Origin of the sequence: Microcoleus sp. S13C4, from assembly GCF_036700865.1 — a bacterium.
In the GTDB taxonomy this organism is placed as follows: Bacteria; Cyanobacteriota; Cyanobacteriia; order Cyanobacteriales; family Microcoleaceae; genus Microcoleus.
This window is the reverse complement of the sequence record NZ_JAUBPS010000064.1, coordinates 1-21,112: the sequence shown is the minus strand read 5'-3', so window position 1 is coordinate 21,112 and position 21,112 is coordinate 1. Positions and strand designations below refer to the sequence as shown.

Here is a 21,112-nt window from a genome sequence, read left to right as displayed (position 1 = left end):
CGTCTGTTGCAAAAAATCAAACCTTGCCCAGAAAATAATCGCTCGATTTAGGATGCGATCGCGCCCCCGCCCGGAGTTGCCATAAATACACTAAATACACTGCACAGTCGAGCGAACTGTGTAAAAAGTGTATTTAGTCCGCACCCAGTCCCAGATTGTCAGGAGCTGCGGGCGATCAGGGTAAAAGTCAAATAAAGTCAAATAAAGTCAAATAAAGTCAAATAAAGTCAAATAAAGTCAAATAAAGTCAAAATAAATCAACCAACGCAATCCTTACCGACTTACCGGGGATTAGTTAGGCATTGTGCTAAAGTTGCGCTTGCTTAATTGCCGCCCACTGTGTCGATCGGTTCTGGTTCCCATTCCGGCGCAGGCGCAGTAAGTGCATAAATAAACATATTTTTTACATATTACTGTTGCTGATTTATGTTGATTTATACAAACTTTACGTTTTTACCCCCGATCGCCCTTCAGTCCTAGGACGGGAGGGGCAACCAGTGCCAGCACCAAGGGACGATCGGGGGTAAGTTTTGGTTAGTTTTTGTTAGTTTTTATTAATTTTTTATTACTAAATATGAGCAAATATTAATAAATATTAGTTTTGCCCCCCCTTTTTTCCTAGGACGATCGGGCGATCGACTTGACCCGGCTCTGGTTTGACCTGCCTTTATAAACTACAAATCCAGGGTCAGACGATCGAGCCAAACCCGATGCCTCGATTCCAGTTACAAAGGTGTTACCACCTTGGTAACACCCGGTGGAGTCCAATCGGTCATAGTCGTTTTTGAACGACGGACACATCCGCAAATTTAGATTTTAGATTTTGGATTTCCGGCTGGAACCGGAGAACTCTAAGTCGCTGAAACTCTGCAAATTCTGCCACGCCAACAACTGCCACCACATCGGCTGCTGTCAGGTTTCCCACGTCGATCGCCTCGACAAAAACCGCCACAACCGCAGGAGCAATGTGAGCAATCGGCACAGTCGAAGAGCGGGTAAAAATCAAGCTATTTAACACCTATGATGCCCTATTCATAAGGGTGCATTATTTTTGTTTCTACACGTAAAAGTCCGGTTTGTACGGACAAAACCATTGCTTGCTACCGAGAAAGAACAGCCATAACCAGCCTCAACCAGCAAAGGCAGTCCTTGCACAAAAAAACAGCAATTTGACCGACAAATTCAGGCATTTGCAGGATATTTTCGGGTAAATACAGGTAGAGTGCAGCCCCTGCAAATACCTGCAAATACCTGATTTTGTACTGCAAACGCCTGATTTTATACTGCAAATGCCTGACTTTAGCGCACACAAAAATTAGCTAATTTTTTTGGTGGCGGCTTCGATCAAGCCTCACGCCTGGTTCATTCGGCAATCCGCTTGAACCGGCAAGCGCGACTATGCTTTGCTCCGACTGTTGTGGGGTAATGCTTTGAGGCGCAACGAAGTCAGTCAGTTGAACGTAGCAGACTTTGAGCCAGTGACTCGGACTTTGCGGATTCTCGGCAAGGGGCGCGGCACGAGCGTCGGAAATAGTGGACTTGGGGGCTGCTACGGTGCAGGCGATCGCCAATTGGTTGGAAGCTAGGGGCCCGAACCAATCGCATGATGCCCCGCTGTTCTCGGCCCTCGACTTTGCCAACGCGGGGCATCGTTTGACTGGGGACGGCATCCGCAAAATCGTTGTCCGGCACAGCGAAAATGCTGGCATCAAAAAGCAGATGTCGCCTCACCAGATAAGGCACTCAGCTATTACGGCGGCGCTGAATGCAACCGACGGGAATGTGCGAAAAGTTCAGAAACTCAGCAGGCACAGGAAGCTCGACACCTTAATGATTTACGATGACAATCGGGGCCGCGACCAACAAGATGTTACCGAAATTCTGGATGGGATGTTCTGAGCGAGCTGACAGTTGCCCGTCCCTTTACGGGCGATCGACACCCAAAACTTCCCTAACACCGTAGCGCTCGGTTACGAGTAAATATAACAAATAAAACCCTATGTTTCTTCCATTGATGATCGCCTTGTCACAGCCTGTTAATTTGACACAAGCTGAACCTTGCAAACTCTCGGTAATTAATGATAATGAAATTAATAATTGTCCACTCTTAACTGGAATATTCGCCTCAGAGGAATGGACAGTTAAGCTTTCTCGTTGGGAACCCGGAGCTTATGTTTTTAAAGGAATCAATCGAGTTAACGGCAAAAAGATTAACGCTTCAGGATCTGAAGTAAGAGGAACTGTAGATCGACCTCAATATCCATTCAGTGAGGAAAGAACAGAGACTTTGTACCTTGTCACATTCCAAAGGGGAGACCGAAACACAATTCGACTCCAAATTTTTGCAGATACCGTTCCCGTTTACAACCAGTTGCTGCATAAAACATCTTCAAACGACCGATTTTTTCAACGATAGAATGAGTATTTAAACCTGTTTTAGAGAAACGGAACCCCCTAAAGCAACACTGACTTATGCGAGATGAGCCTCGGCACTCAACAGGATTACCGGATGTCGCTTTGCCACTGCTGAATCCGGTATGAAAATTGCAGATTTGTGTGTTTTTGGAGGGCCCTTTTGGAGCCCTTCTCGATCCCCTTTGTACCTGTTTTTGCAAGTGGTGCTGTTGCCGAAGTCGTTATACACTGAACTGCTGAACAGTCGCGGCGACGCGGGCAACCTTGAGTCAATCTTCAGAAGCCGCAAGAAGTCCGACGGCGGCAGGCTGAACCCAATTTCAGTAACTCAAATGGTGAAGGCGGCGGCCATCCGAGTTGGGTTGTCTGATAAAGCATCAGCCCACTGGTTGCGGCATTGTCACGCGAGCCACGCGCTCAACCGTGGGGCCCCGATTCACTTGCTTAGCCAAACATTAGGACACGCTAGCGTCGCGACAACCAGCAAGTATTTACACGCGAAACCCAATGACTCTAGCGGTCTATATCTGACCTAGCAACAAAGGTTTGGGGTTGTCTATCAGAAAATTATTGTATGTGATGTCGATCGCCGATCGCAGCCCCGCCCGGAGGATTGCAATAAATACATTTAATACAGTGTTCGATCGCCTGTATTAAATGTATTTATTGTGGCTCCAGTCCCAGATGGTCAGGAGCTACGGGCGATCGAACTAACGGCCTAGATTGATTCTTCTTTGCTGTTGCTGTTGTAGTTGTAGTTGTAGTTGTTCCGCGTCCGCCAGTTCCCGCGCCCAGAGTGCCAATTGCTGCGCTCTTGTCACTAATAATTCTGTTTCAGCAAGTAATGACTGGGGAGGAGCAACTTCTTCACCCAAGAAATAGCGCCCGGTTTTAGCGATACTTGGCAAAACTTCCGCACATACTCATTTACGGAATTCTTTGGCCACCGACTTGCGACTGGAGAAGATTAGGAAGTACATCCCCGCTTCGGAGACGACTGAAAGCCTTTTGGTGTCTGGGTTGTCACTACACGCCCGTACAGCTTCGTAAGAAAGAGGCATTTTCTCGCTTTTATCGAGTCGTTTTAGCGCTTGGCGCGAATTGCGGATGCCCAAAGCAGTACATAAATCTTTGGCGACGAACCAAGGTTGCCCGTCAATCTCGATGATTCTAATGTTGTGTTCGTAAAATTTCTGAAATTGTAAAATTGTCATCTCTTTTCGAGTGGTGGTCGATCGAGCTAAAAGCCCAATAAAGTCAACAAAAGTCAACAGCAGCAATATGTACAAATATGCTGATTTATGCAAAATTTATGTCTCTATCCCTGGTCGCTTTTTCGCGTCCCCGGAACTGAAAAAGCAAGCAGGGATAGAGGTTAGGGGCGATCGGCTTGGTTAGCTTTCGTTAGCTTTGGCTATGAAAAAATATGAAAAAATATCAGTTTTTATGCGCGACGCAAACCCAAAAGCCAATCGAACTCCGCCAATTCAGACCGAGCTAGAACTTCCACCACATCCGTCGCCACCAATTCGCCAGCGTCGATCGCCCTTTCCAAATCAGTCTGAACCGCACCAGCCACAGCCGGGGACTGGTAGCCAATAGTCTCTCGGATTCTGCGGGCAAAGTCATGGGCAAGTGGCGGCGGGCTTAACAATTCTTGGAATTGCTGCTGTTCGATCGGGGTTAGGTCGGCCCAGATGGCGGCGCGATCGGCGTGGCCGTTTTGACAGACTTCTTTGAGGATGGCGGCTACGTCTTGAGCAACTTCGCGATCGTTGCTGGCGAGGGCGACGCGGATGAATTCTAGGCATTCGTCGTGCGCGGCGGGGTCGAGCTGTACGGGCGCGGGCGATCGGACAGCGACTAAATTATTCGACATCTCCAACCACCTCCGGCTGCTCAAGCTTCTCTAAATCCTCCTTATCCAGGTCGGCGGTGTAGCTTCCGTCAGGCTTCCGGCAGGTGATTCCGTTCCGGTCTCGCAAATCTTCAACCGTTAATTCGATACCCGCATACTGTTCCGCAAATTTCGTTCCGGTGTACCGTACCTGCGTACCCTTGAGCCAGCCAGTATTTAGCAGCAGCCGGAAATTCAGATTTTCATCAGGCTCCAGATCGGCTTTTAGCGCTTCCTTCTGAGTTGCCGAGTTTTTGATTTTCTGCCAAGTAATCTTTGCAGCAGCTTGGTCAATGTTGGCGATGGCTTCTCGAATGTTTTTGATGATTGTCGGTGACGGCAACTCATCTGCGATGGGTGCGACTGTTGGTGGTGTTGGTACAGTTGGTGCTGTTGGTGCTGTTTCCGGCTCCGGCGGCGCGATCGGCGGTGCTGGCGGTACTGTTTCTGGTTCTGTGCTGGCTGTAGTTACTGTAGTCAAAGGTTTTGGCGTACTGTAGTCAACCTCAATCCTTTCTGGCTCTACGTTTGAGACTACTGTAGTCACTGTAGGTGTAGTTGGAGATTGATTTTGTGAATCCAGTAATTGATTGTTTGATTTTCCTGAAGGTGGGGAATCACTGACTACAGTGACTACAGTAGGTGTTAAACCCTTGTGGTGTAAGGATTCCAACTGTAGTTTCTCTTTATCTACAGTCTGACTACAGTTGACTACAGTAGCGTCATTGTCCGCAGCCAGAGTAAACAAAACCGATTTTTTTACTGTGCTCACCTTCCCGTACTTCATTGCCTCAAGTTGCGTAAACCACTCTTTTACTTGCTGCGACTTAATTTTGAGCTTGTGATCGAAACTGTTTTGAGCGTCGCGAGCGCTAACTATTCCTCCCTTCTTCCTTGCTAAAGAAATAATCTTGTCTAGATTGGGGGCAAGCGCTGTGGCATCGCAAATTTCTAGATTTACGCTCAAAGCTTGGCTTGTGGTGTAAGTCACCCACTTGATAGCAGCTTGCACAATCTCAACGGGAATATTTTCCGAAATCTCAACACATCTAAATGCACTATCAATGCAATGTAGGATGGTAGCGACCTTGCCCACTTTCTCAGGAGCCTTACCCAGCATTGCTCGCATCCCCTGTTTGGGATGGTTAACCCGTTCTCGTTCACATTGATTGTTGTACGCAATAAATGCTTTCCGAGCTTCTTTATCTAGCTTGAATTTTTGCGCGGGTAACGGGTCTAGGCGTTTGTACAGGTCTGCCAGCATAGGAGAGATATTCACGTTTGGCGCGTCCTCAAATAGCTCTGTAGCAGCTAATGGTTGCTGTACAAAGTCAAACCGCGCAAACTTGCCGTTATCGTCGTTGCCGTCTTTGAGGAATTGCGCTAATACTTTTGGCTGAATATTTCCAAAGATTGATAGCCCAATTCTACGGGCGTTGACCGTTAACCCTTCAGCCCGTAGCACAGCAGCCCCACCGCCACTCCAATATTCGAGTAAATCTTCCTCGTCTGAGCCCTTCCCGCCTCGGTATTGGTTGGCAGATTTGAATGTTCCGGCAAGTTCATCAGCTACCCATAGCAATGATTGGTCTGGCATCCTTGCCGCTTGCTTTGGTATGGATTCACCTGTTGCAGTTGTTATGTGGTAAATCCGTTGTGCTGGTGGCTTAGGCATCAAGCCTTTATCAGCTTCCGTGTTCTTTTTCCAAAGATTGAATTCTTCCTCATAAGCAATTTTTGCAGCTTCAAAGGATTGTATACCAGCGTCAATTAATTGCTCCATTGGTTCGCTAATTATAGCTACCTTGATCGGAGTTTTCTTTTGTGAGCTTTCCCCTATTGTTGCACCAAAATAATTAGGGCAAACTTTAAAATTAGTTTGGGGATAAAGCATTGTGCTAGTCCCCGGTTTCAACAGTGCCGAAACTTGGGTGAGTAGAGCCAACACATAGCATTCAGGCTTGATATTGAGTGCTTGAGCTAATCTTGTAATTCCCTCTGCTAATCCTTGGGGAAGGATTTCTACCAGGTTTATTCTTACAGATTTTGAAGTAAGTAATTGAGCAAGCTCGGATGCTATAGAATCCTGATTGTTTTGCTGTTCTAATTCGTCTTCTTTTTCCTGATAAATCTTCCAAATTATTGCAGGAGATTGTCGGTAGTTTTCAGAAAGTGCCGCAACTTTAAGAGTTAGCTCAGATTTTTTTAGGTCGGCTTCTATGAGTGCGTCGATATCGCGGCCTAGCTCGGAAAATGGAGGGACTTGAAATTGAGGCGGTCGGACAACTTTTGATGTTGTCTGTGGACTTGGAGGCTGCAAAACTTTCTTCTCTCCAATCGCCCCTTTGATATCATCTGCGGTTATTTTGTGGTGTTCAATCCAATCGGCGATGTCTAAGCCGTGGTCTTTGGGCAGATTTTCCCAAACCTTTGATTCTGGGAAGGGATAGAGCCAGAGAGCGTGAGGAAAGTATTCCTCCACTTTTGCGGCGTGCTGAATTCCTTTTATATCCCGATCGGGAACTATGACAACAACCTCTGCACCATGCAAGTCCTGGGCATCGCTTTGAGCGAACCCGTGACACCCACCGATATTAGTAGTGGCGGCTAATCCAAGCTTCCAGAGCAAGTCAGCGCACGGTTCCCCTTCGACTATGTAAATGGGTTCATTGTTAGCGATCGCCTTTTGAATTTCCTGATATCGGTAAATCGGGATGTTGACAACATTGTCTATCCCCTTCTGCCACCTGGAGCCGTCCCAGTGCTCCTGCCAGATTTTCTTGCTACCCTCACCATCATCAATCCGCACCACGCGGACTAATCGGGAACCATCGCGGGCCGGATATTCCCAGTAACGAGTTTGCTTGGGGCGGATGCTCTTAGTGGTTGGCTCTTTGAAAACGTAGATACCGCAGCGATTGTCCGAGCTTGTGCCGTTAAAGTGCCACAGGTCGGGCTGTTGGGTTTTGACGTGATCGAAGTTCTGATGGCAGAGAACCATCCCGCCGTCCTGACTAATGCGGCAGTCTCCATCTTTAATACGGCCGCACACGGGGCAAGGATTGGACTTGCTGCTGTTGGTGAGTTTTTGTGTCGAGCCAGTGAAATTAGCTACCATGACGCCGCACCCCCGATCGCTGCTTCAAAACCAACAGCAGAGAATCCCCGGTTTGCTTGCGCGGATTTCGTGGATTGGGCGACAAGGCTAACTCCCAAAAATCCCCGGTTATGTCGCGTATTTACAGGGGTTTGTGGTAAAATCAAATCAGCACAAGGCTTTGCAGGATCTTCACCGCTATGGGTAGTGTAAGCATTCAGAATTTGCTCGATCGCACCGCTACAGATAACGCGAAGGCTAGCTCGCAAGCTAGCACCAACCGCCACAGCGCCTATGGAGCGCGTGCGTTGTGATACAAAATGTGTCATTATGTTGTTAATAACCACCACTACTGGTGGCGTGATCTCTAACTTTGTTTCGTAAAAATCTTGCCGGATTTAAAAACAAAGTTAGAGGGTGTATAAATAATACTAAGAAGCGCTGTGCAGGCTAGACCCTCAGCGTTTTTTCATTGTGTGTCTGTGTTTTGGCTTCAGATTTGACGTATCTATCTAGATGGTCTAAATAAATCCACATAGCCTCTTCAAAGAACAGAGAACGTGACACTCCAAAAGGTACAGCAAATTTATCAGCTTCCGCTATCAATTCTGGCGACAGAGCTAATCCCACTCTCAGCTTTCTGGTACTCGGTAGCATAACGGCTTTCTCAACGGTTAATAAATTTATTATACACGTGAAAGCCATAGCGATCGAGGGGTTCAAGGTTTAAAGCAAAAAAACAGCCGATTAATTTTCCGATTTTCAGTGTTTGATTAAGCCATAAGATATCAAAAAGAAGTTGCACTTGTTCAGTGCAAGCCCTCAAACACTTTTGTACAAAGGATTTAGTGAGTTTACGGTTGTTCAGTCACAAAGAACTCTGCTCAAAAACTCTAAAAACTGGATTTAGTGAACTTCCTAGATTTTTAAGCAAATGTGATGACCGATCGACCGCACCGCCAAAACTCCACACAGTCGATCGGCGGAATAGCTGAGACGGGATAGTCGGTTTTGCTGTTGCTGCCGCTCAGTCAGACTCGTCACCTGTCCCCGGAATTTTCCAAGGGTCGATGCCGTTCTCTCTGAGCAGCCGTTCGTAGTGGTCGCGTTCGATTCTGGCTTCATCGTCAACCCAAAACGCTTCTCGGATATCTTGTTCGAGTTCTTGAACTCGCTGGCTCAAAAGCTCGTTTCGTTCAGTCTCGGTGCGAGTAACACCGAAGGCAGCGTCAAAGCGACGTTCGAGAGTTTCAGTCAACAAAGACATGACCAGACTTAACGCTGTCTTGTTTCCTCGTGCCGTTTGCCATAACCAGTAAGCTCCGACAACTTCCAACGGTAAAGCCCGAATTCGACTGCTCCCACGCACTTGCTGTGCATCGGGTTCTATTTCAGAAGTCGCGGGCGTATAACCTTCTCCCAGTAAAGATTTCAGTGCTTTTGATTGCAAAAATTCGCGGGCGTTTCTTTCTGACAAGCCGACACATTCCGCCGCCTGTGTTTGGCTCATCCGGTAACTGCCGTCTGGCAACATGAACCCATCGACTGTAAGGGAACCTATTTGCACTGAAGCCCGAACGGCTCTAACTGATTCGGTCACTAAAATCTTCTCCTTTACTAGACATTTACTAAATAGTTGCTAGACATCAACTAGCACCTTTACTTGCCTTACCCCGCTTAGCCTTCGCTGTGATTGTTTCCACTGCTGTTGGCTCCGGCTCGGTGGGCTGCGGGTCGGGGGAACCAGTTTCGGTTTGCGTCTTAGAAATTCTTTGGGATGCTGGTAGGTCTACAGCATTTTTCGCCACCCATTCTTCAATAAGTGCGGCGGTAACATCCGACATATTCAGCCCATTAAGAAAGCAAGCTGTTTTAAATTTGTCTTTTAATTCGGGTAACAGATAGACCCGAATTGACATCTCTCCTTTTGCCACATTACCCCTTTTGCTGATGGACATATCCACCAGTTTATTTGAGCAACAAGGCATTAAGGCATAAAGCCATCAATTTATTCGAGAACAAGAGCCAAAAAGTATTAGTTGACTAATGCACCGATGCACTGATACACTAACACACATATCGATAGAAATCGTTTTTATCGATAAATATCGTTTCTGAGACAGACTAAACTATGGAACCAGAAAGCCTTGCTGTAATTGACGTTGAAGTCGAGCCAATCGATAATCCTGAGCCAGAAAACGAGGAAACCTGGTACTCTGCGGTGCAAATTCAAGGGTTGCTGCGACTGAGCAAAGCAGGACTCCAACAATCGATTTCCAAGCTTCAGAGCATCTACGGGCTGGATATTGCAACCCTTCGCCGTGGCGCTGCGCGGGCAACCCAATACTCTGAGCTTGCCTTGAAAGCTTGCAAACTACTGAATGCTGGAAAACTCAGCGAACTGCGGAAACTGGTAGAAACCGCACCAACCGCGTCCGCTCCTTCCCAAGGCTCGGCCCTGACAATTGCCGAATATACGCCCGCGCTCGATCGGCGAATTACCGAATTGAACCAAAATGCGACTTCTACTTCGGCATCTCTGAACCAAAACGTGATGCAACTTCTGGCACAAATCGCAACCGAAAACCAAGCAGCTCAACAGCGCGATGCTGACTTGGATAATGCCGAAATCAACGCAGCTCAAAACCGTGGGGCTGCACGAGCTCTCGCAGTGTTTCAAGCTGAACAGAAGGCACAAGCTGAAGTTCTGGCACAACTGCGGGCAATGAAGCTGGGAGGGGCTGAATAATGGCTTTTTACAAAGTAAAAGTGCAGCGGGAATGTAAAACAACTCGAACCTTTAATGTTGTAGGAACCCGCCCGCAGGAAGCTTTACAGGCTGCTGCCCTGCAATTAAGAGAGGAAGGAGTAGCGGATGCTATAGCGATTGCAGTGATTGGGCAAATTAACAGTTTGAGGGAGTGAAAATGGTACGAATTATTAACGGTGTAGTTTTTGACGACGGTAAACCCGGCAAGCGAGTCATCAACACCAACGGCGGAAACTACGTCGAGAACATCAAAGGCGACTACATTGCTGGAACAGTCATCAATCACAAGTCACCAACTCCAGAGCGCAAGGATTTATCGAAAGATGGCGACGCAGTTGACGTTAAGGCTGAGGAGGTTTAATTATTGAAAACCAAGAAAGCAAGCGAAATCGAGGAAGGCGACATAGTTAACTTCTGGCCAGGTTGGGGAACGGCAAACCAAACAGTTTCTAGGGTAGCCGAAGTGACCGACTGTCAAACAAAAGCAGAGCTAATCTTGATTGAAGTAGATGGCGAAACCGATGGCTTGAAGTGGCCACCAAACACAGAGATTCATGTAACCGAATAGGAGGCTTAAGTGATGCTTAACGATGATGACAACTTCGATAAAAACCTGACCAAGATAATGGTTGGGGGTGTGCTTATAGGGGGCGCTCTCGTTTTTGCAGTTGGCTTTGATACAGGCTATCAATCTGGCGCAAAGCGAGTTCCCGAACCGACAATAATTCACGGCAACGTGACTATTAACAACAGCATTAATCTGAATTCAGATGATGCTGGAAGCGTTTCTAAATAGGAGGGATTGAGCAATGACCAAAGTTTTTGAAATTACGCCTGAATCCAATCCAGAAATCTGGGCAATGTTGCAGCCGCCTGTTACCGATGAGCCAGAGCGTCCGTGCATCAACTGCGATAACCTCGGATTCCCGGAGTGCCAATTTATGGCTGTTGGACTGGACTTGGCAACAGCGATCGAACTTTCGGAAAGCTGGCGGCGCGGGGAGTTGTTGCCCGTTATTGGTCACCCGGCGGGCGATCGAGTATCTGACAAGCTCAACCAAATGACAAATCAAAGCCAGCCGATCGCCCTGAGAAAGTAAATCGGCTGGCCGCGTAAATCATCCCCTAGCTTGCGCTGGGGGAATCATCTAAGGAGATTTTACTATGGATTTTGGACGAGACACCAGCAGCGTAGCAATAAGGAACCCAGCAGCCGGACACAGCCCGTATATTGATGAAAAAGCGGGAGATTGGGCTGATACAGAAGCGGACATTCTTTCATACTTGAGCGATGTCACAAAGCTTGAAGCAATGGCCGATAAAGCTGCTAATGCCGAACAGCTTGCCCTAGTTTTGGAGCCGTTTTTGGATAATGCTGAAACCTATCTGGAAGCGCTGGGAAAAATCGCTGATGGACAGGTTACTTGGACGGAAATTCGGAAGAAATTCGGCTCCAAAGTCGGGAATGCCATCGCTAAAATCCGCAAGCTCAATGCGGAATTTGGCTCGGAGATGGAGCAACTAGACGCGAAAGACCGAGCAGCGATGCTGAAGATTGAAACCAAGCGTCAGCACGGGTTAGCCGAGATTGCTTCTGAGCTCACAGGCGACTTACAGGCTGAGCTGTGGCGACACGAGAACAAGATGGAAGCTATCGCAAACAGGGGTGAGGTGGCGTCCAAGCGTCAAACCATCCAAGAATCGCTCCGAGAACGCCGACAGAAGCTGCTCAGTCGCGCAACGGTCGGCTCGGACAAAGGGATTCAGGAAAAAGTGCCAGTGACTATTGGATCTGTCAGCAACAACAGCGCCAGCGTGTCGGCAACTGGTTCGCCTAGAGGATTTGGGGGCTGGTTTGCGAATGTAATGAATTTCAACAACCGTTAAAAGTGAGGGGACTATGCACGAAGGTTTTATCGGGGCAAGTCCCCTCTCTTTTGTGGGGGGACAGCACCAACAACAGCAACAGCAACAGCAACAGCAATATCAAGCTACAGCAGCACCAACAATTGACCAACCGCAACCGGAGGAAACCAATGCCGAACGTCAATACCGGGATGCCGCCAATCTCTGCGAAGTAGTCGCACCCACACTGTTAGGTTCAGCCGTGGTTTTCGCATTCCATATCATGCAAGTCGCAGGCGGTTCAGTAGTTGCAATTGGTATCTACCAGATTTACTTAGCAGCCAAGATTACCGGGCAATCAAAGCATCGCTTACCTACTGCAATTGTTGGCGCTGGAGTGACGCTTGGCATGATTGCTACTCTTGCTGAGCCAGTTACTGAATTGCAGCAAGTAAGCGATGCAGAGCCACGCCTAGAGACAGGTATAAAAGAAATTCAGACGGTAAAAAAACCTGCTTCCAGTAACTTTGATTACTTGCCTTCAATTGCGCTTGTCCTCATCGTTTTTTGCTTAGTCTTCAAAGCCAAAGGAGTCAGCAAGTAATGACACCCTTGACCGAAAAACACGCTCAATTGCTTAAGTCAAACCGCGCTCTGTTGTTGACCTTTGAAAGGCTCCCGGTTGCTAGCAAGCTGTCGGCAGTTGCCCTGGCACTGATACTGGGGGTGTATAGCGGGATAACCGCAATTCAGGGAACCGCAAGCAATCGGGTGCAACTCTGCATCCGCAATAAACAAGCCTTGCAATGCGTTGATAAGGCAGGCAAACCGTACATAATGACCGAGTACCACGCAGAGAAATGGAAGGCTAATCCCAACGTAGTTTTCCACAAGGAAATACCCGCTACCAATCCACATAAAGCATTGTGGATGGCGCTTGCTGGATGTAGTTTTTGGGCTGCGGGTGTTGGGTTTCGGAGCCTGCAAAACTCCGAGCGTCAACTCGCAAATTATGAGATTCTTGCAGAGAAGCGGGACTTGGCAAAAGGTCAACTGAATGCTCGTACCGAACTACTGGAAGATTACCGGGCTATGAGGATTAAGGAAGTGCAAGCCGAGGGTGATGTGGAAGCTACCGCTAACGATTGCGCCGTGATTTTGAAACAGTGCGAGGTTCTGGGCGAAGCCGACATCCGCATCGCTCAAATGGAGGCTGAGGAAGCAGTTTTCGAGGCAGAAACTGCTGGATTACCAGAGGACAAAAAGCAAGAATACATCGCCTTTTTGCGAAACCAAAAGACTCCGTTTCAGTTGACGGGAACGCAAACATTAGACGGCATTAACAACCCTAGCGACAAAGTAGATTCGGGTTCGGCTTCAGCTATTGAATCGGCAACAGTAGCGCGTCTACTTCACCCCTCCGAAACCAAGGCAATTGCCATCCTCAAACAAGTCGCTGGCTCTCGACTATCCCTGCTTTTAATTGCCGGAAGTGGAGGGGGAAAGACGGTCACACAAGCAGCTTTAATCTCGCTGCTTTTAGAGAAATGCCCTGATACTGAATTCTGGGTAATCTCACAGAAAAATGATAGTTATTGTGGGCTGAGAGAGAAGGGCAGAGTCCTACTTTTTGAAATCACCAACCTCAAAGCTACGCTCGACAGAATCCATCACGTTTGGGAAATTTACGACACCAGAAGGAGAAAAAAAGAAAACGAAAGAGCAAGTATGTCGCCCGTGCGATTGCTGCTGGCTGACTGGTTGAGTATCAACTCAGCGTTACAAGAAATGGCTTCTCATCCCGACGTAAAGGCATCAAATTACCTAGTGGAGTTGTGTGATATTGGCTTGAACGGGAGAGATTTTAACGTCGGTTTTTGGGCAGACTTGCAGAGCTTCTATCTGCTGGCTATTGGCATGAAAGCCGATTCCAACATCCGCCAGAACTTTAACCTTATTGGGTTAGGCAACTATTACACCGATGAATTTGGTTTCGTGAATGATTCTTACGGCGTTCTCGCAAACATGATTGCGACTCATTCCATCATTGAAAACAAGGAAGTACGGCAGGCGTTATTAGTCGAATTTAACGAACTCAAACCCATATCCAAACAGCACGAACGACCGATTATGATGTCCACTTTAGAACCCCCTACAGTTTGCCTTCAAGCGGACGTTAGGCACTACCAACAACAGCATCAAATTGTGTCCGACGCGGAAGCTTCCAACGGTCAAGCCGACACCACTGCCAGTTCATCTGGGAAGGATAAAGCGCAACCCGCCCAAGATTTGGGAAACCTCTATAACCCTTACGGGAAGGGAGAGAAAGGCTCGGAAGGCTCGGAAGGCTCGGAAGATTTGGAAGCCTCAGAACGCAGTTTAGAGGACTATTTGGCGGACGTGCTTACGGAAGCTTCCGCACCTGTATTCTCTGACGAATTTCCGTTAAAAGAGCATGAGAAACGGGTGCAACTAGCCAGGTTATTAATCGCCAAAAAGTTAGGCAAACAAAAAACGATTTGGTTGCTCTGGGGTCTAAAGGATGGGGGGAGAAACAATCACCGCTACACAGATGCAAGAACCATGCTTGAGAACTTAATGAAAGGAGAGGGTAACGACGATGCTCAGTAAGTTTATAAGACTCTTCCCGACCCGCATCTTGGATGCAGTTTTCGATGCCATCTTTGCCGAGCTGGTCAAGCGCGGTGACATCGTTCCATCTGACGAAGTAAACAGCTACGACTACAACTGAAGGAAAACAAACAATGCGGACTAATAACTATCACGTAATCCAAGAAAACCCAAGCTCCAAGCCTGCCGTTGTAATCGGTCAAATCGAGTACGCGGGAAGCCCTTATCTCCGTTATGAAATTACTGGCTGGGGAGGGAGCGCAACACCTATCGGGGAAGATGAAAGATTCTGTAAATGTTTAGCAAGTTCAATCAGATACGTTAAAGAACACTGCGAGAAAGGAGGGAATTTGGGATGACGAATACATACCTAATCTCAGTCCGTCCGACATGGGCTGATGCGTTCTTTAACGTCCACAACCCAAAAACAATCGAACTCAGAAAAGGCAATTTCGGCGCATCCCTAAAACCGGGCGATACTATTGCAATTTATGCCACCTTGCCAGTGGGTGAACTGCTAGGAATTGTCCGGGTTCTAAAGCGTGAAATACTGCCTATAACTCGACTGTGGCGGGCATCGGAGCAAGGGCAACTGGCAAGGGTGACGCGCCAACAGTTCGATGCTTACTACTGCAATCAGGAATCAGGTATTGGGGTTTGGGTACAATCAGCCCAACTGTTACCTAAGCCGATCGCACTTTACAAACTTCGCCAGTTCTGGGGTCATCGCTGGCAACCGCCCCAGCAATTACAACAATTGAGTGATGATCGACTGGCCGCACTGAACATCGCCCGCTAAACATCGCCAACATAACCGAGCGCGACGCGCGACTGTGTTAAGTGCGATTTGACTGAAACGAACTAAGAACTAATAGGAGAAAAAAAGATGATAGGAGATAAAAGCTTTTACGATGTCTGTACGAAAATGTGGGGGGCAAACCTAGAAAAAGCACCAGAGGAGTACAAGCAAGAATTGCTAAGCGAATTAACAAGCCTGTACGAAGTAGGTGGCTGTTTTGAGGATGAAGGTTTCATCTCTTCGTCCTGCAATGAGGAAAAATTCACCATCAAGCCGATGAACTGGTTTCGGTCAAGAATTGAGTGTGAAGCTTTAATCGAATTCTGCAAGAGCTAAACCGCTGAACATCGACAACCTAACCAAGCGCTACGTTGTCAGGCATGATTTGACGGTGTGGCGCGACTTGATGGCTGATAACGCTACAGTGGTACTCATGGGGCAAAAGGATGAAACCAATTGCCAATTACCAATTACTAATACCCTTCATTAAAAAAGCCCTCGGCATCACGCTGGGGGCTCTTTGTTTTGGGGTGCGATCGGGCAAGCCAAAAAAACCCGGCATTAACCGGGCTATCTATTCCTAATGTCCGTGGGATGTGTCGTCTCAGGACTTCTCAATGTTCGCAGAATCTATTCAGGCCGTGGCACGGGGCAATGAAATGTATCAGAGTCAGCAGCAATTTTTTTAACTCTGTCTAGTGCTGCTAGACAATCGTCTAGCGCTCGATGTCCGCCACACAGCGGATGCCACCGATAGCCCTCGTGATAGTCGCTCCAGTCTCCTGCCCACTGCGCGTGCCATTCCATGATGCACTCGTAGCGCTTGCTCAAATTGAAACTTTTTAAACCGTGCAGCTTGCGACAATAATCCAAAATTTTGATATCAAAAGCAGCATTGTAGATAAAGACCCGTTTGCCTTCAAGCACCTCTACAATCTGCGGGTAAACTTCGGAAAAAGAGGGCGAATTTGCTACCATCTCGTCACTGATGCCGTGAATGGCGACAACATCAGCAGGGATAGGAATTGAGGGCTTAACCAGGGTATTAAGCAGTGTTGCGCCAACATGACTGACGATCGCAATCTCCACAATCTCAGCATTGTGCAGCCCGGTTGTCTCGGTATCCAGAATTACCCAGTCATCCCTGGTTAATTCGTCACGGGCCCAGCGTATAGCCGCGACTCTATCCTGCTCAATCAGACGTTCCCGGCTGTTGTACCAGTCGTTATATTCGCGCTTGATTCGAGCTTTCTCACGGTTAGCAGCAAGCGTTTCGAGTTGCTTTTCTGTCGGTTTTCTTTTTGGGCGGCAGGATTCTGGGTTATCGGGGTCATAGAGCAAAACGTCGTACTTTTGCGCCCTGATAATTCCGACTGCTTTTAATGGCGATAAACCCAGTTCTGCGAGCTGCTTTTTGGTTTTCAGATTTGGGGGAGGTTCGCCGGGTTTCCCCCACCATTTGTACTCATCCAATTTATCCATCGCCACCCCCTAAAATCTCCTCAATTTTCGAGATAGTATCCTTGGGTAGCTTTACGTCTTTGTCTTGCTTTATATCTTTGACCAGCTTGGTATCTTTGGCTAGCAGAGTTTTAAAGAAGCTTGCAATATCGCCAACCTTGCCGCGCAAGTCGGGGACAGGCGTTCCATTCTGTTCAGCTTCATTCAGTCGTTTTTGCAGGTCGGAGAGTTCAGCTTGGACTTGCTGGCGATCGGCCCGCTCCGTCTCAAGCTGCTGATTAAGTTGCTGGCTGATGATTACCAGTGTTGAGTAATTGTCCTTTTCCTTTGCCAATTCCTCTTTTAGCTCGGAGAGTTGAGCCTCGACTTGCTGGCGATCGGCGCAGGCTTTGTCGCGTTCGGCTTCGAGTACCCTGCAATTACCGCGAACCTCGTTCAATTCTTGCTCTATCCAACCTACATCAGCCTGCAATTCAAGCCTGAGCGATTCATCGTTGCCCTCGCTCAGGCTCTCAATTTTCCCAGCCGTTCCTCAAAGCTGGCTAACTTCTCTGCTAACCTCTCTGCTAGCAACTTGTCTAGCAGGGGGGCGATGGTTGATTCTAAATCCCCACCTGCCGGTGCTGCACTAGCAGGCTTCATCCCCGTCGCTGACTCCAGCAACCCCACAACCCAAGAATTGACGCTTAAGCCATTGGTTTCGGCGGTGGCCTTGATAGCTTCTAGCAAGTCTTCCCGTCCGTCCAGTCTCAAATTGAGCTGGAGCCGTTTAGTCGTAGAGGTTTCGGGCTTATTAGTTTCGCTTGTCATAATTCTGTCTAGTAATAAACTAGCTACAATCTAGCACCTTGTTAGCATTAATGCTAGTATATAAGCTAGACATATATACTAGCATTAATGCTATAACAAATACTAGACACTAATTGCTAGATAAATGCTAGACATACTGCTAGTATATAAATATAGCTGAGGGGGAACGACACAACCCGCCCGCTGCACACACTTCACGCCACACCTAGGACGCCACAATGATTAACGTACTCGCCGCCAAATTCAACCAAGTTGACGCTTCGATCGCCGATACTCAGTCTCAAATCACCGCGCTCCAAACCAAACTGAGCGAGCTTCAAGACTACCGCCAACAGTTGCTTTCAGTCGAGCAAGCTATCCAATCGGCACTGTCTCAAGTCGATACCGCGCTGATTATGCTCACCCATGTTGACCCCACACAAATCGACACTTTCAAAGACGCGCTGACCATCAAATTCACCACCGATGCGATCGGCATTCTGTCCCCAGCCGACACTGCACCGACACAACCGATCGAACCGGAGCCTTTCGCACCAACCGCGCCAGAGTCACAGACAGTGCCAGATGAATCAGTGATTGATGTTCAGTCCACACCAGCCGACATTACACCAGTAGAAACGATCGCACCGACAGCGCCAGAGTCACCCGCTACAGACATCGAAACGCTACTCAACAAAATGTCACTCGCTGACATTCGCAAGCTTGCCAAAGCTAAAGGCGCGGATGCAAGGGGCAACCGGGTCAACATCGCTGCGAGGTTGAAAGTCCTGGTTACAAAAGCTGAGGTGCTAGCCGTTAGCTAGCAGTTGCCCGACCGCTAGCGAACCATCAATCGCTAGCGGTATCTAGACATAAGCTAGACAAATGTACTAGCGCTGACTCATCAGAATTACTAGACACAAATACTAGCTTAATTGCTAGACAATAACTAGACATACTGCTAGTATATATCTAGCAACTAAAAACCACCGCTCCAAGTTTCTCAGGCAAAAAGCGGTGGTTCAGCCCAACAAAGGACATAGCCATGATTTTACTCGAAAGTACAGCCACGACGATCGCCCGCCCCACTTCCCCTGCATTTTTCACCAGGGCAACTCAACCCAAAATCTGGGAAGACGCAACAGCAGCAGCCCAACCAGGAGATGTAATTCGTAAGCCGTTCTGCCCGATCGCCCGCGTGGTCAATAAGGAAATCTTGAAAGATGGTCGGGTTTGCCTAGTCGTGATTTTCCCGAACTGCGACGATCAGCACGTTGAGGAATGGGTTATTGCCACGCCGATCGCCCAAACACCCGCACCCACAGCACCCACACCCACACCCGCAGCCATCGGGACTAACGGCGACGAACCGCCCAACCGTGGCGACAACGGACGCGGCCGGGTTCAGCCGATCGCTAAAACGCACGATCGAACCATATCCCAACTGGCAATTATTCGGGAGGAATTAGCAGCTATTGGCATCAAATTCGGCAAGTTAATAAAGAGCCGCGAAGATGTCAAGGGCTGGAACGTAAGCTGGGATGGCGACAAAGCTGGGCTTTACTGGACGATCGGAAACGGCTGGGAGATTGCCTCGCTCAAGTACGAAGCTGAGCTGACCGGGAACTGGGAAGGCTTCGATCTGATGGAGCACCTAGATTGCAACGGTATCGAGCTTCCCGAATAGTCGATCGCGCTTGTGGGCCTCGCACCCTTCGATCGGGGCCCGCACTTCTACCACCAATCAACACAGGAAAAAACAATGCAATCTATATCACAAAAGGGCTGGGACAATTATCTCGATCAGAAAGCAGCCGAATTCCTCCAAGCTCAGCAGATTATTAAGTCGCACCCCATCCCCGGTGGTGGCGGTCAGGCCCCCGGCTTTCTGGTACTCCGGCGACGTGGCGAACAGTACGCAACCCACTTCTACAATTCACAGGACGGCGGCTTTCATCACGGCCACTACTTCGCCAACCTTGCTCAGGCCGAGATTGACTTCGCCCGCCGCGTGACTGAGTACGCACCCGCCACCAACTAGCCCCCGCGCCCCTTGCCCCATCTCCTAAAAATCGGGATGGGGCCCCTTTATGTCCTAGTGTTCGCGTAAACTATCATTATCAAGACCGCAATCATGAACCAAGCAGACTCTTCCATCATTCGCCTCGAAGCTTCCCTCGATGCCAAAATTGAGAGATATTTCGATACTGTAGACACTGACCCCGACGTGCTCAAACAATTACTTGCCGACAAGCGCTCCGAAAATACCCGCCGCGCCTATGAGCGCGATGTCAACGACTTTCTACAAACGATGACAGGGGTGGCCGCCGTGCCTGATAATGTGTTGGAATTCTTGCACCTAGAAGAGCGTCAAGCCGTGTCGGTGGTTCTCAAGTATAAAGCCAAGCTGATTGACAAGGGGCTGAAGGAGGCGACTGTTAATCGGCGACTGGCGGCGGTCAAAAGTCTGGTGGAAATGGGTCGCAAGCTCGGCGTGTGTCACTATACTTTAGGCGACATCAAGGGAGAGAAAGTCACTTCCTACCGCGACACGACTGGGGTTGACCGACCAACTTTTGAGCGAATTTTGCAGCAATGCGATCTGGCAACTTTGTCTGGTAAGAGAGACTATGCTTTGTTGCGCTTGCTGTGGGGTAATGCTTTGCGGCGAAACGAAATCAGTCAGTTGAACGTTCGAGACTTTGACCCGGCCGGTAAAACTTTGCGGATTTTTGGCAAGGGACGCGGGACGCAAGCTGAGGTGGTGGACTTGGGGTCGGCCACTGTTCAGGCAATTACCGACTGGCTCGACGCTAGGGGTGGCAATTCCTCTCAAGATGCCCCGCTATTTACGGCTCTCGACTTTGCTAATACAGGTCATCGGCTGACGGGCGACGGCTTGAGAAGAATTCTTGTTCGTCACTGTGAAAGTGCTGGCATTAAAAAACAGATGTCCCCTCACCGCATCCGTCACTCGGCAATCACGGCGGCACTGGACGCAACAGACGGGGATGTGCGAAAAGTTCAGAAACTCAGCAGGCACAAGAATCTCAATACCTTGATGGTGTATGACGATAACCGGGGGCGTGACCAGCGAGACGTTACTGAATTGCTTGATGAGATGTTTTAGGCGATCGGCGGTTGCCCGTGTTCTCAGCGGGCGATCGCCTGCACAGTTGCCACAGCTCCCACAATTGCACCATAGCCAATGATGCCCGCTATATCATTTCCACTCGCCTTGCAAGGTAAAAGCAGCCCAATAATAGGGAGATTTCCATTTTTCCTCCTGCATCATTTCGATCTGCGCTGCCCTCAAAGCTGCCGCCGGCGATAACTTTTGTTGCAGCATTTTTTGATAAAACTTTTGCATTAACACAGCAGTTCCTTCATCATCTACACTCCACAAAC

31 protein-coding genes are annotated in these 21,112 nt (G+C 48.5%); 19 read left to right on the top strand and 12 right to left on the bottom strand.

Translation table 11 applies throughout. The features are described 5' to 3' along the window. Window positions 1-772: 772 nt before the first annotated feature. Window positions 773-1,018 carry a hypothetical protein gene (locus QT996_RS22430; RefSeq protein WP_333049052.1) on the bottom strand — a complete coding sequence of 82 codons (246 nt, stop codon included), beginning with the start codon at window positions 1,016-1,018 and terminating at the stop codon, window positions 773-775. Window positions 1,019-1,403: 385 nt separating this feature from the next. Between QT996_RS22430 and QT996_RS22425 the strand changes: the two genes are divergently transcribed. The 4 genes from QT996_RS22425 to QT996_RS22410 all read left to right on the top strand — a co-directional run bounded on the left by QT996_RS22425 (window position 1,404) and on the right by QT996_RS22410 (window position 2,951). Beyond that, on the top strand, window positions 1,404-1,586 hold the full coding sequence (locus QT996_RS22425) for a hypothetical protein (protein ID WP_333049050.1): 183 nt from the start codon (window positions 1,404-1,406) through the stop codon (window positions 1,584-1,586). Next, complete coding sequence (locus QT996_RS22420) at window positions 1,534-1,899, top strand: tyrosine-type recombinase/integrase (RefSeq protein ID WP_333049048.1); 366 nt, start codon at window positions 1,534-1,536, stop codon at window positions 1,897-1,899. The genes QT996_RS22425 and QT996_RS22420 overlap by 53 nt, the downstream gene beginning before the upstream one ends. 100 nt (window positions 1,900-1,999) lie before the next feature. Beyond that, the gene (locus QT996_RS22415; RefSeq protein WP_333049046.1) at window positions 2,000-2,416 is read left to right on the top strand and encodes a hypothetical protein; all 417 of its coding nucleotides are present in this window, start codon (window positions 2,000-2,002) and stop codon (window positions 2,414-2,416) included. A 208-nt stretch (window positions 2,417-2,624) separates the two neighbouring features. Then, window positions 2,625-2,951, top strand: coding sequence for a tyrosine-type recombinase/integrase (locus tag QT996_RS22410; protein WP_333049045.1), 327 nt, complete (start codon window positions 2,625-2,627; stop codon window positions 2,949-2,951). A 174-nt stretch (window positions 2,952-3,125) separates the two neighbouring features. Here QT996_RS22410 and QT996_RS22405 read toward each other — a convergent pair whose 3' ends face one another. From QT996_RS22405 to QT996_RS22375, 7 genes are all read right to left on the bottom strand, one after another. After that, window positions 3,126-3,323 carry a hypothetical protein gene (locus QT996_RS22405; RefSeq protein WP_333049044.1) on the bottom strand — a complete coding sequence of 66 codons (198 nt, stop codon included), beginning with the start codon at window positions 3,321-3,323 and terminating at the stop codon, window positions 3,126-3,128. Window positions 3,324-3,338: 15 nt separating this feature from the next. Next, on the bottom strand, window positions 3,339-3,629 hold the full coding sequence (locus QT996_RS22400) for a Bro-N domain-containing protein (RefSeq protein WP_333049043.1): 291 nt from the start codon (window positions 3,627-3,629) through the stop codon (window positions 3,339-3,341). Between the two features lie 230 nt (window positions 3,630-3,859). Next, window positions 3,860-4,294: a hypothetical protein gene (locus QT996_RS22395; protein WP_333049040.1), complete on the bottom strand. Its 435-nt coding sequence runs from the start codon at window positions 4,292-4,294 to the stop codon at window positions 3,860-3,862. Further along, window positions 4,284-7,430, bottom strand: a complete 3,147-nt coding sequence (locus QT996_RS22390; RefSeq protein ID WP_333049038.1) for a DUF3987 domain-containing protein — start codon at window positions 7,428-7,430, stop codon at window positions 4,284-4,286. Before QT996_RS22390 ends, QT996_RS22395 begins: the two co-directional genes overlap by 11 nt. Then, a complete protein-coding gene (locus QT996_RS22385; RefSeq protein WP_333049034.1) occupies window positions 7,424-7,738 on the bottom strand; it encodes a hypothetical protein in 315 nt (104 codons plus the stop codon). The genes QT996_RS22390 and QT996_RS22385 overlap by 7 nt, the downstream gene beginning before the upstream one ends. Window positions 7,739-8,436: 698 nt before the next feature. Next, window positions 8,437-9,009 carry a hypothetical protein gene (locus tag QT996_RS22380; protein ID WP_333049032.1) on the bottom strand — a complete coding sequence of 191 codons (573 nt, stop codon included), beginning with the start codon at window positions 9,007-9,009 and terminating at the stop codon, window positions 8,437-8,439. Between the two features lie 46 nt (window positions 9,010-9,055). Next, on the bottom strand, window positions 9,056-9,328 hold the full coding sequence (locus QT996_RS22375; RefSeq protein WP_333049031.1) for a hypothetical protein: 273 nt from the start codon (window positions 9,326-9,328) through the stop codon (window positions 9,056-9,058). A gap of 212 nt (window positions 9,329-9,540) precedes the next feature. Here QT996_RS22375 and QT996_RS22370 point away from each other — a divergent pair, with 212 nt between their 5' ends. The 11 genes from QT996_RS22370 to QT996_RS22320 all read left to right on the top strand — a co-directional run bounded on the left by QT996_RS22370 (window position 9,541) and on the right by QT996_RS22320 (window position 15,790). Then, on the top strand, window positions 9,541-10,158 hold the full coding sequence (locus tag QT996_RS22370) for a hypothetical protein (protein ID WP_333049030.1): 618 nt from the start codon (window positions 9,541-9,543) through the stop codon (window positions 10,156-10,158). Further along, window positions 10,158-10,334: a hypothetical protein gene (locus QT996_RS22365; RefSeq protein WP_333049028.1), complete on the top strand. Its 177-nt coding sequence runs from the start codon at window positions 10,158-10,160 to the stop codon at window positions 10,332-10,334. Before QT996_RS22370 ends, QT996_RS22365 begins: the two co-directional genes overlap by 1 nt. A gap of 2 nt (window positions 10,335-10,336) precedes the next feature. Next, window positions 10,337-10,540: a hypothetical protein gene (locus QT996_RS22360; RefSeq protein WP_333049026.1), complete on the top strand. Its 204-nt coding sequence runs from the start codon at window positions 10,337-10,339 to the stop codon at window positions 10,538-10,540. 3 nt (window positions 10,541-10,543) lie between these two features. Further along, entirely contained in the window at window positions 10,544-10,747 is a 204-nt protein-coding gene (locus QT996_RS22355) for a hypothetical protein (RefSeq protein ID WP_333049022.1), read from the top strand. Between the two features lie 12 nt (window positions 10,748-10,759). Next, window positions 10,760-10,975, top strand: a complete 216-nt coding sequence (locus QT996_RS22350; RefSeq protein WP_333049021.1) for a hypothetical protein — start codon at window positions 10,760-10,762, stop codon at window positions 10,973-10,975. Window positions 10,976-10,988: 13 nt separating this feature from the next. Beyond that, on the top strand, window positions 10,989-11,279 hold the full coding sequence (locus QT996_RS22345; protein ID WP_333049019.1) for a hypothetical protein: 291 nt from the start codon (window positions 10,989-10,991) through the stop codon (window positions 11,277-11,279). Between the two features lie 64 nt (window positions 11,280-11,343). Next, on the top strand, window positions 11,344-12,066 hold the full coding sequence (locus tag QT996_RS22340; protein WP_333049016.1) for a hypothetical protein: 723 nt from the start codon (window positions 11,344-11,346) through the stop codon (window positions 12,064-12,066). 13 nt (window positions 12,067-12,079) lie between these two features. After that, window positions 12,080-12,628 (top strand): hypothetical protein, encoded by a 549-nt coding sequence (locus QT996_RS22335; RefSeq protein WP_333049014.1) that lies wholly within the window; start codon window positions 12,080-12,082, stop codon window positions 12,626-12,628. Then, on the top strand, window positions 12,628-14,655 hold the full coding sequence (locus tag QT996_RS22330) for a hypothetical protein (protein ID WP_333049012.1): 2,028 nt from the start codon (window positions 12,628-12,630) through the stop codon (window positions 14,653-14,655). Before QT996_RS22335 ends, QT996_RS22330 begins: the two co-directional genes overlap by 1 nt. Window positions 14,656-15,010: 355 nt before the next feature. Beyond that, entirely contained in the window at window positions 15,011-15,454 is a 444-nt protein-coding gene (locus tag QT996_RS22325) for a hypothetical protein (RefSeq protein WP_333049010.1), read from the top strand. Between the two features lie 87 nt (window positions 15,455-15,541). Next, window positions 15,542-15,790, top strand: coding sequence for a hypothetical protein (locus QT996_RS22320; RefSeq protein WP_333049008.1), 249 nt, complete (start codon window positions 15,542-15,544; stop codon window positions 15,788-15,790). A 294-nt stretch (window positions 15,791-16,084) separates the two neighbouring features. Here QT996_RS22320 and QT996_RS22315 read toward each other — a convergent pair whose 3' ends face one another. Genes QT996_RS22315 through QT996_RS22305 form a run of 3 tightly spaced genes read right to left on the bottom strand, consistent with a single transcriptional unit; the run spans window position 16,085 to window position 17,725 of the window. Continuing rightward, window positions 16,085-16,936 carry a 3'-5' exonuclease gene (locus tag QT996_RS22315; protein ID WP_333049007.1) on the bottom strand — a complete coding sequence of 284 codons (852 nt, stop codon included), beginning with the start codon at window positions 16,934-16,936 and terminating at the stop codon, window positions 16,085-16,087. Continuing rightward, the gene (locus QT996_RS22310; protein ID WP_333049006.1) at window positions 16,929-17,387 is read right to left on the bottom strand and encodes a hypothetical protein; all 459 of its coding nucleotides are present in this window, start codon (window positions 17,385-17,387) and stop codon (window positions 16,929-16,931) included. Before QT996_RS22310 ends, QT996_RS22315 begins: the two co-directional genes overlap by 8 nt. Before the next feature lie 32 nt (window positions 17,388-17,419). Then, window positions 17,420-17,725: a hypothetical protein gene (locus QT996_RS22305; RefSeq protein ID WP_333049004.1), complete on the bottom strand. Its 306-nt coding sequence runs from the start codon at window positions 17,723-17,725 to the stop codon at window positions 17,420-17,422. 218 nt (window positions 17,726-17,943) lie between these two features. On the opposite strand from QT996_RS22305, the gene QT996_RS22300 reads away from it, so the two are divergent. The 4 genes from QT996_RS22300 (at window position 17,944) to QT996_RS22285 (ending at window position 20,834) form a co-directional block, all read left to right on the top strand. Then, window positions 17,944-18,528 (top strand): hypothetical protein, encoded by a 585-nt coding sequence (locus QT996_RS22300; RefSeq protein ID WP_333049002.1) that lies wholly within the window; start codon window positions 17,944-17,946, stop codon window positions 18,526-18,528. Window positions 18,529-18,749: 221 nt separating this feature from the next. Beyond that, window positions 18,750-19,391: a hypothetical protein gene (locus QT996_RS22295; protein WP_333049000.1), complete on the top strand. Its 642-nt coding sequence runs from the start codon at window positions 18,750-18,752 to the stop codon at window positions 19,389-19,391. A 75-nt stretch (window positions 19,392-19,466) separates the two neighbouring features. Beyond that, window positions 19,467-19,745: a hypothetical protein gene (locus QT996_RS22290; protein ID WP_333048998.1), complete on the top strand. Its 279-nt coding sequence runs from the start codon at window positions 19,467-19,469 to the stop codon at window positions 19,743-19,745. A 93-nt stretch (window positions 19,746-19,838) separates the two neighbouring features. After that, a complete protein-coding gene (locus QT996_RS22285; RefSeq protein ID WP_333048997.1) occupies window positions 19,839-20,834 on the top strand; it encodes a tyrosine-type recombinase/integrase in 996 nt (331 codons plus the stop codon). A 93-nt stretch (window positions 20,835-20,927) separates the two neighbouring features. On the opposite strand, the gene QT996_RS22280 is transcribed toward QT996_RS22285, so the two are convergent. Then, a partial coding sequence (locus QT996_RS22280; protein WP_333048996.1) for a CHAT domain-containing protein occupies window positions 20,928-21,112 on the bottom strand: 185 nt, incomplete at its 5' end.

Coding starts and splice junctions, on each gene's coding strand:
- QT996_RS22345 (WP_333049019.1), top strand. CDS start 10,989: ATGACCAAAGTTTTTGAAATTACGCCTGAATCCAATCCAGAAATCTGG.
- QT996_RS22360 (WP_333049026.1), top strand. CDS start 10,337: ATGGTACGAATTATTAACGGTGTAGTTTTTGACGACGGTAAACCCGGC.
- QT996_RS22385 (WP_333049034.1), bottom strand. CDS start 7,738: ATGACACATTTTGTATCACAACGCACGCGCTCCATAGGCGCTGTGGCG.
- QT996_RS22390 (WP_333049038.1), bottom strand. CDS start 7,430: ATGGTAGCTAATTTCACTGGCTCGACACAAAAACTCACCAACAGCAGC.
- QT996_RS22315 (WP_333049007.1), bottom strand. CDS start 16,936: ATGGATAAATTGGATGAGTACAAATGGTGGGGGAAACCCGGCGAACCT.
- QT996_RS22285 (WP_333048997.1), top strand. CDS start 19,839: ATGAACCAAGCAGACTCTTCCATCATTCGCCTCGAAGCTTCCCTCGAT.
- QT996_RS22295 (WP_333049000.1), top strand. CDS start 18,750: ATGATTTTACTCGAAAGTACAGCCACGACGATCGCCCGCCCCACTTCC.
- QT996_RS22290 (WP_333048998.1), top strand. CDS start 19,467: ATGCAATCTATATCACAAAAGGGCTGGGACAATTATCTCGATCAGAAA.
- QT996_RS22350 (WP_333049021.1), top strand. CDS start 10,760: ATGCTTAACGATGATGACAACTTCGATAAAAACCTGACCAAGATAATG.
- QT996_RS22400 (WP_333049043.1), bottom strand. CDS start 3,629: ATGACAATTTTACAATTTCAGAAATTTTACGAACACAACATTAGAATC.
- QT996_RS22375 (WP_333049031.1), bottom strand. CDS start 9,328: ATGTCAATTCGGGTCTATCTGTTACCCGAATTAAAAGACAAATTTAAA.
- QT996_RS22395 (WP_333049040.1), bottom strand. CDS start 4,294: ATGTCGAATAATTTAGTCGCTGTCCGATCGCCCGCGCCCGTACAGCTC.
- QT996_RS22305 (WP_333049004.1), bottom strand. CDS start 17,725: ATGACAAGCGAAACTAATAAGCCCGAAACCTCTACGACTAAACGGCTC.
- QT996_RS22340 (WP_333049016.1), top strand. CDS start 11,344: ATGGATTTTGGACGAGACACCAGCAGCGTAGCAATAAGGAACCCAGCA.
- QT996_RS22300 (WP_333049002.1), top strand. CDS start 17,944: ATGATTAACGTACTCGCCGCCAAATTCAACCAAGTTGACGCTTCGATC.
- QT996_RS22325 (WP_333049010.1), top strand. CDS start 15,011: ATGACGAATACATACCTAATCTCAGTCCGTCCGACATGGGCTGATGCG.
- QT996_RS22415 (WP_333049046.1), top strand. CDS start 2,000: ATGTTTCTTCCATTGATGATCGCCTTGTCACAGCCTGTTAATTTGACA.
- QT996_RS22330 (WP_333049012.1), top strand. CDS start 12,628: ATGACACCCTTGACCGAAAAACACGCTCAATTGCTTAAGTCAAACCGC.
- QT996_RS22365 (WP_333049028.1), top strand. CDS start 10,158: ATGGCTTTTTACAAAGTAAAAGTGCAGCGGGAATGTAAAACAACTCGA.
- QT996_RS22335 (WP_333049014.1), top strand. CDS start 12,080: ATGCACGAAGGTTTTATCGGGGCAAGTCCCCTCTCTTTTGTGGGGGGA.
- QT996_RS22370 (WP_333049030.1), top strand. CDS start 9,541: ATGGAACCAGAAAGCCTTGCTGTAATTGACGTTGAAGTCGAGCCAATC.
- QT996_RS22320 (WP_333049008.1), top strand. CDS start 15,542: ATGATAGGAGATAAAAGCTTTTACGATGTCTGTACGAAAATGTGGGGG.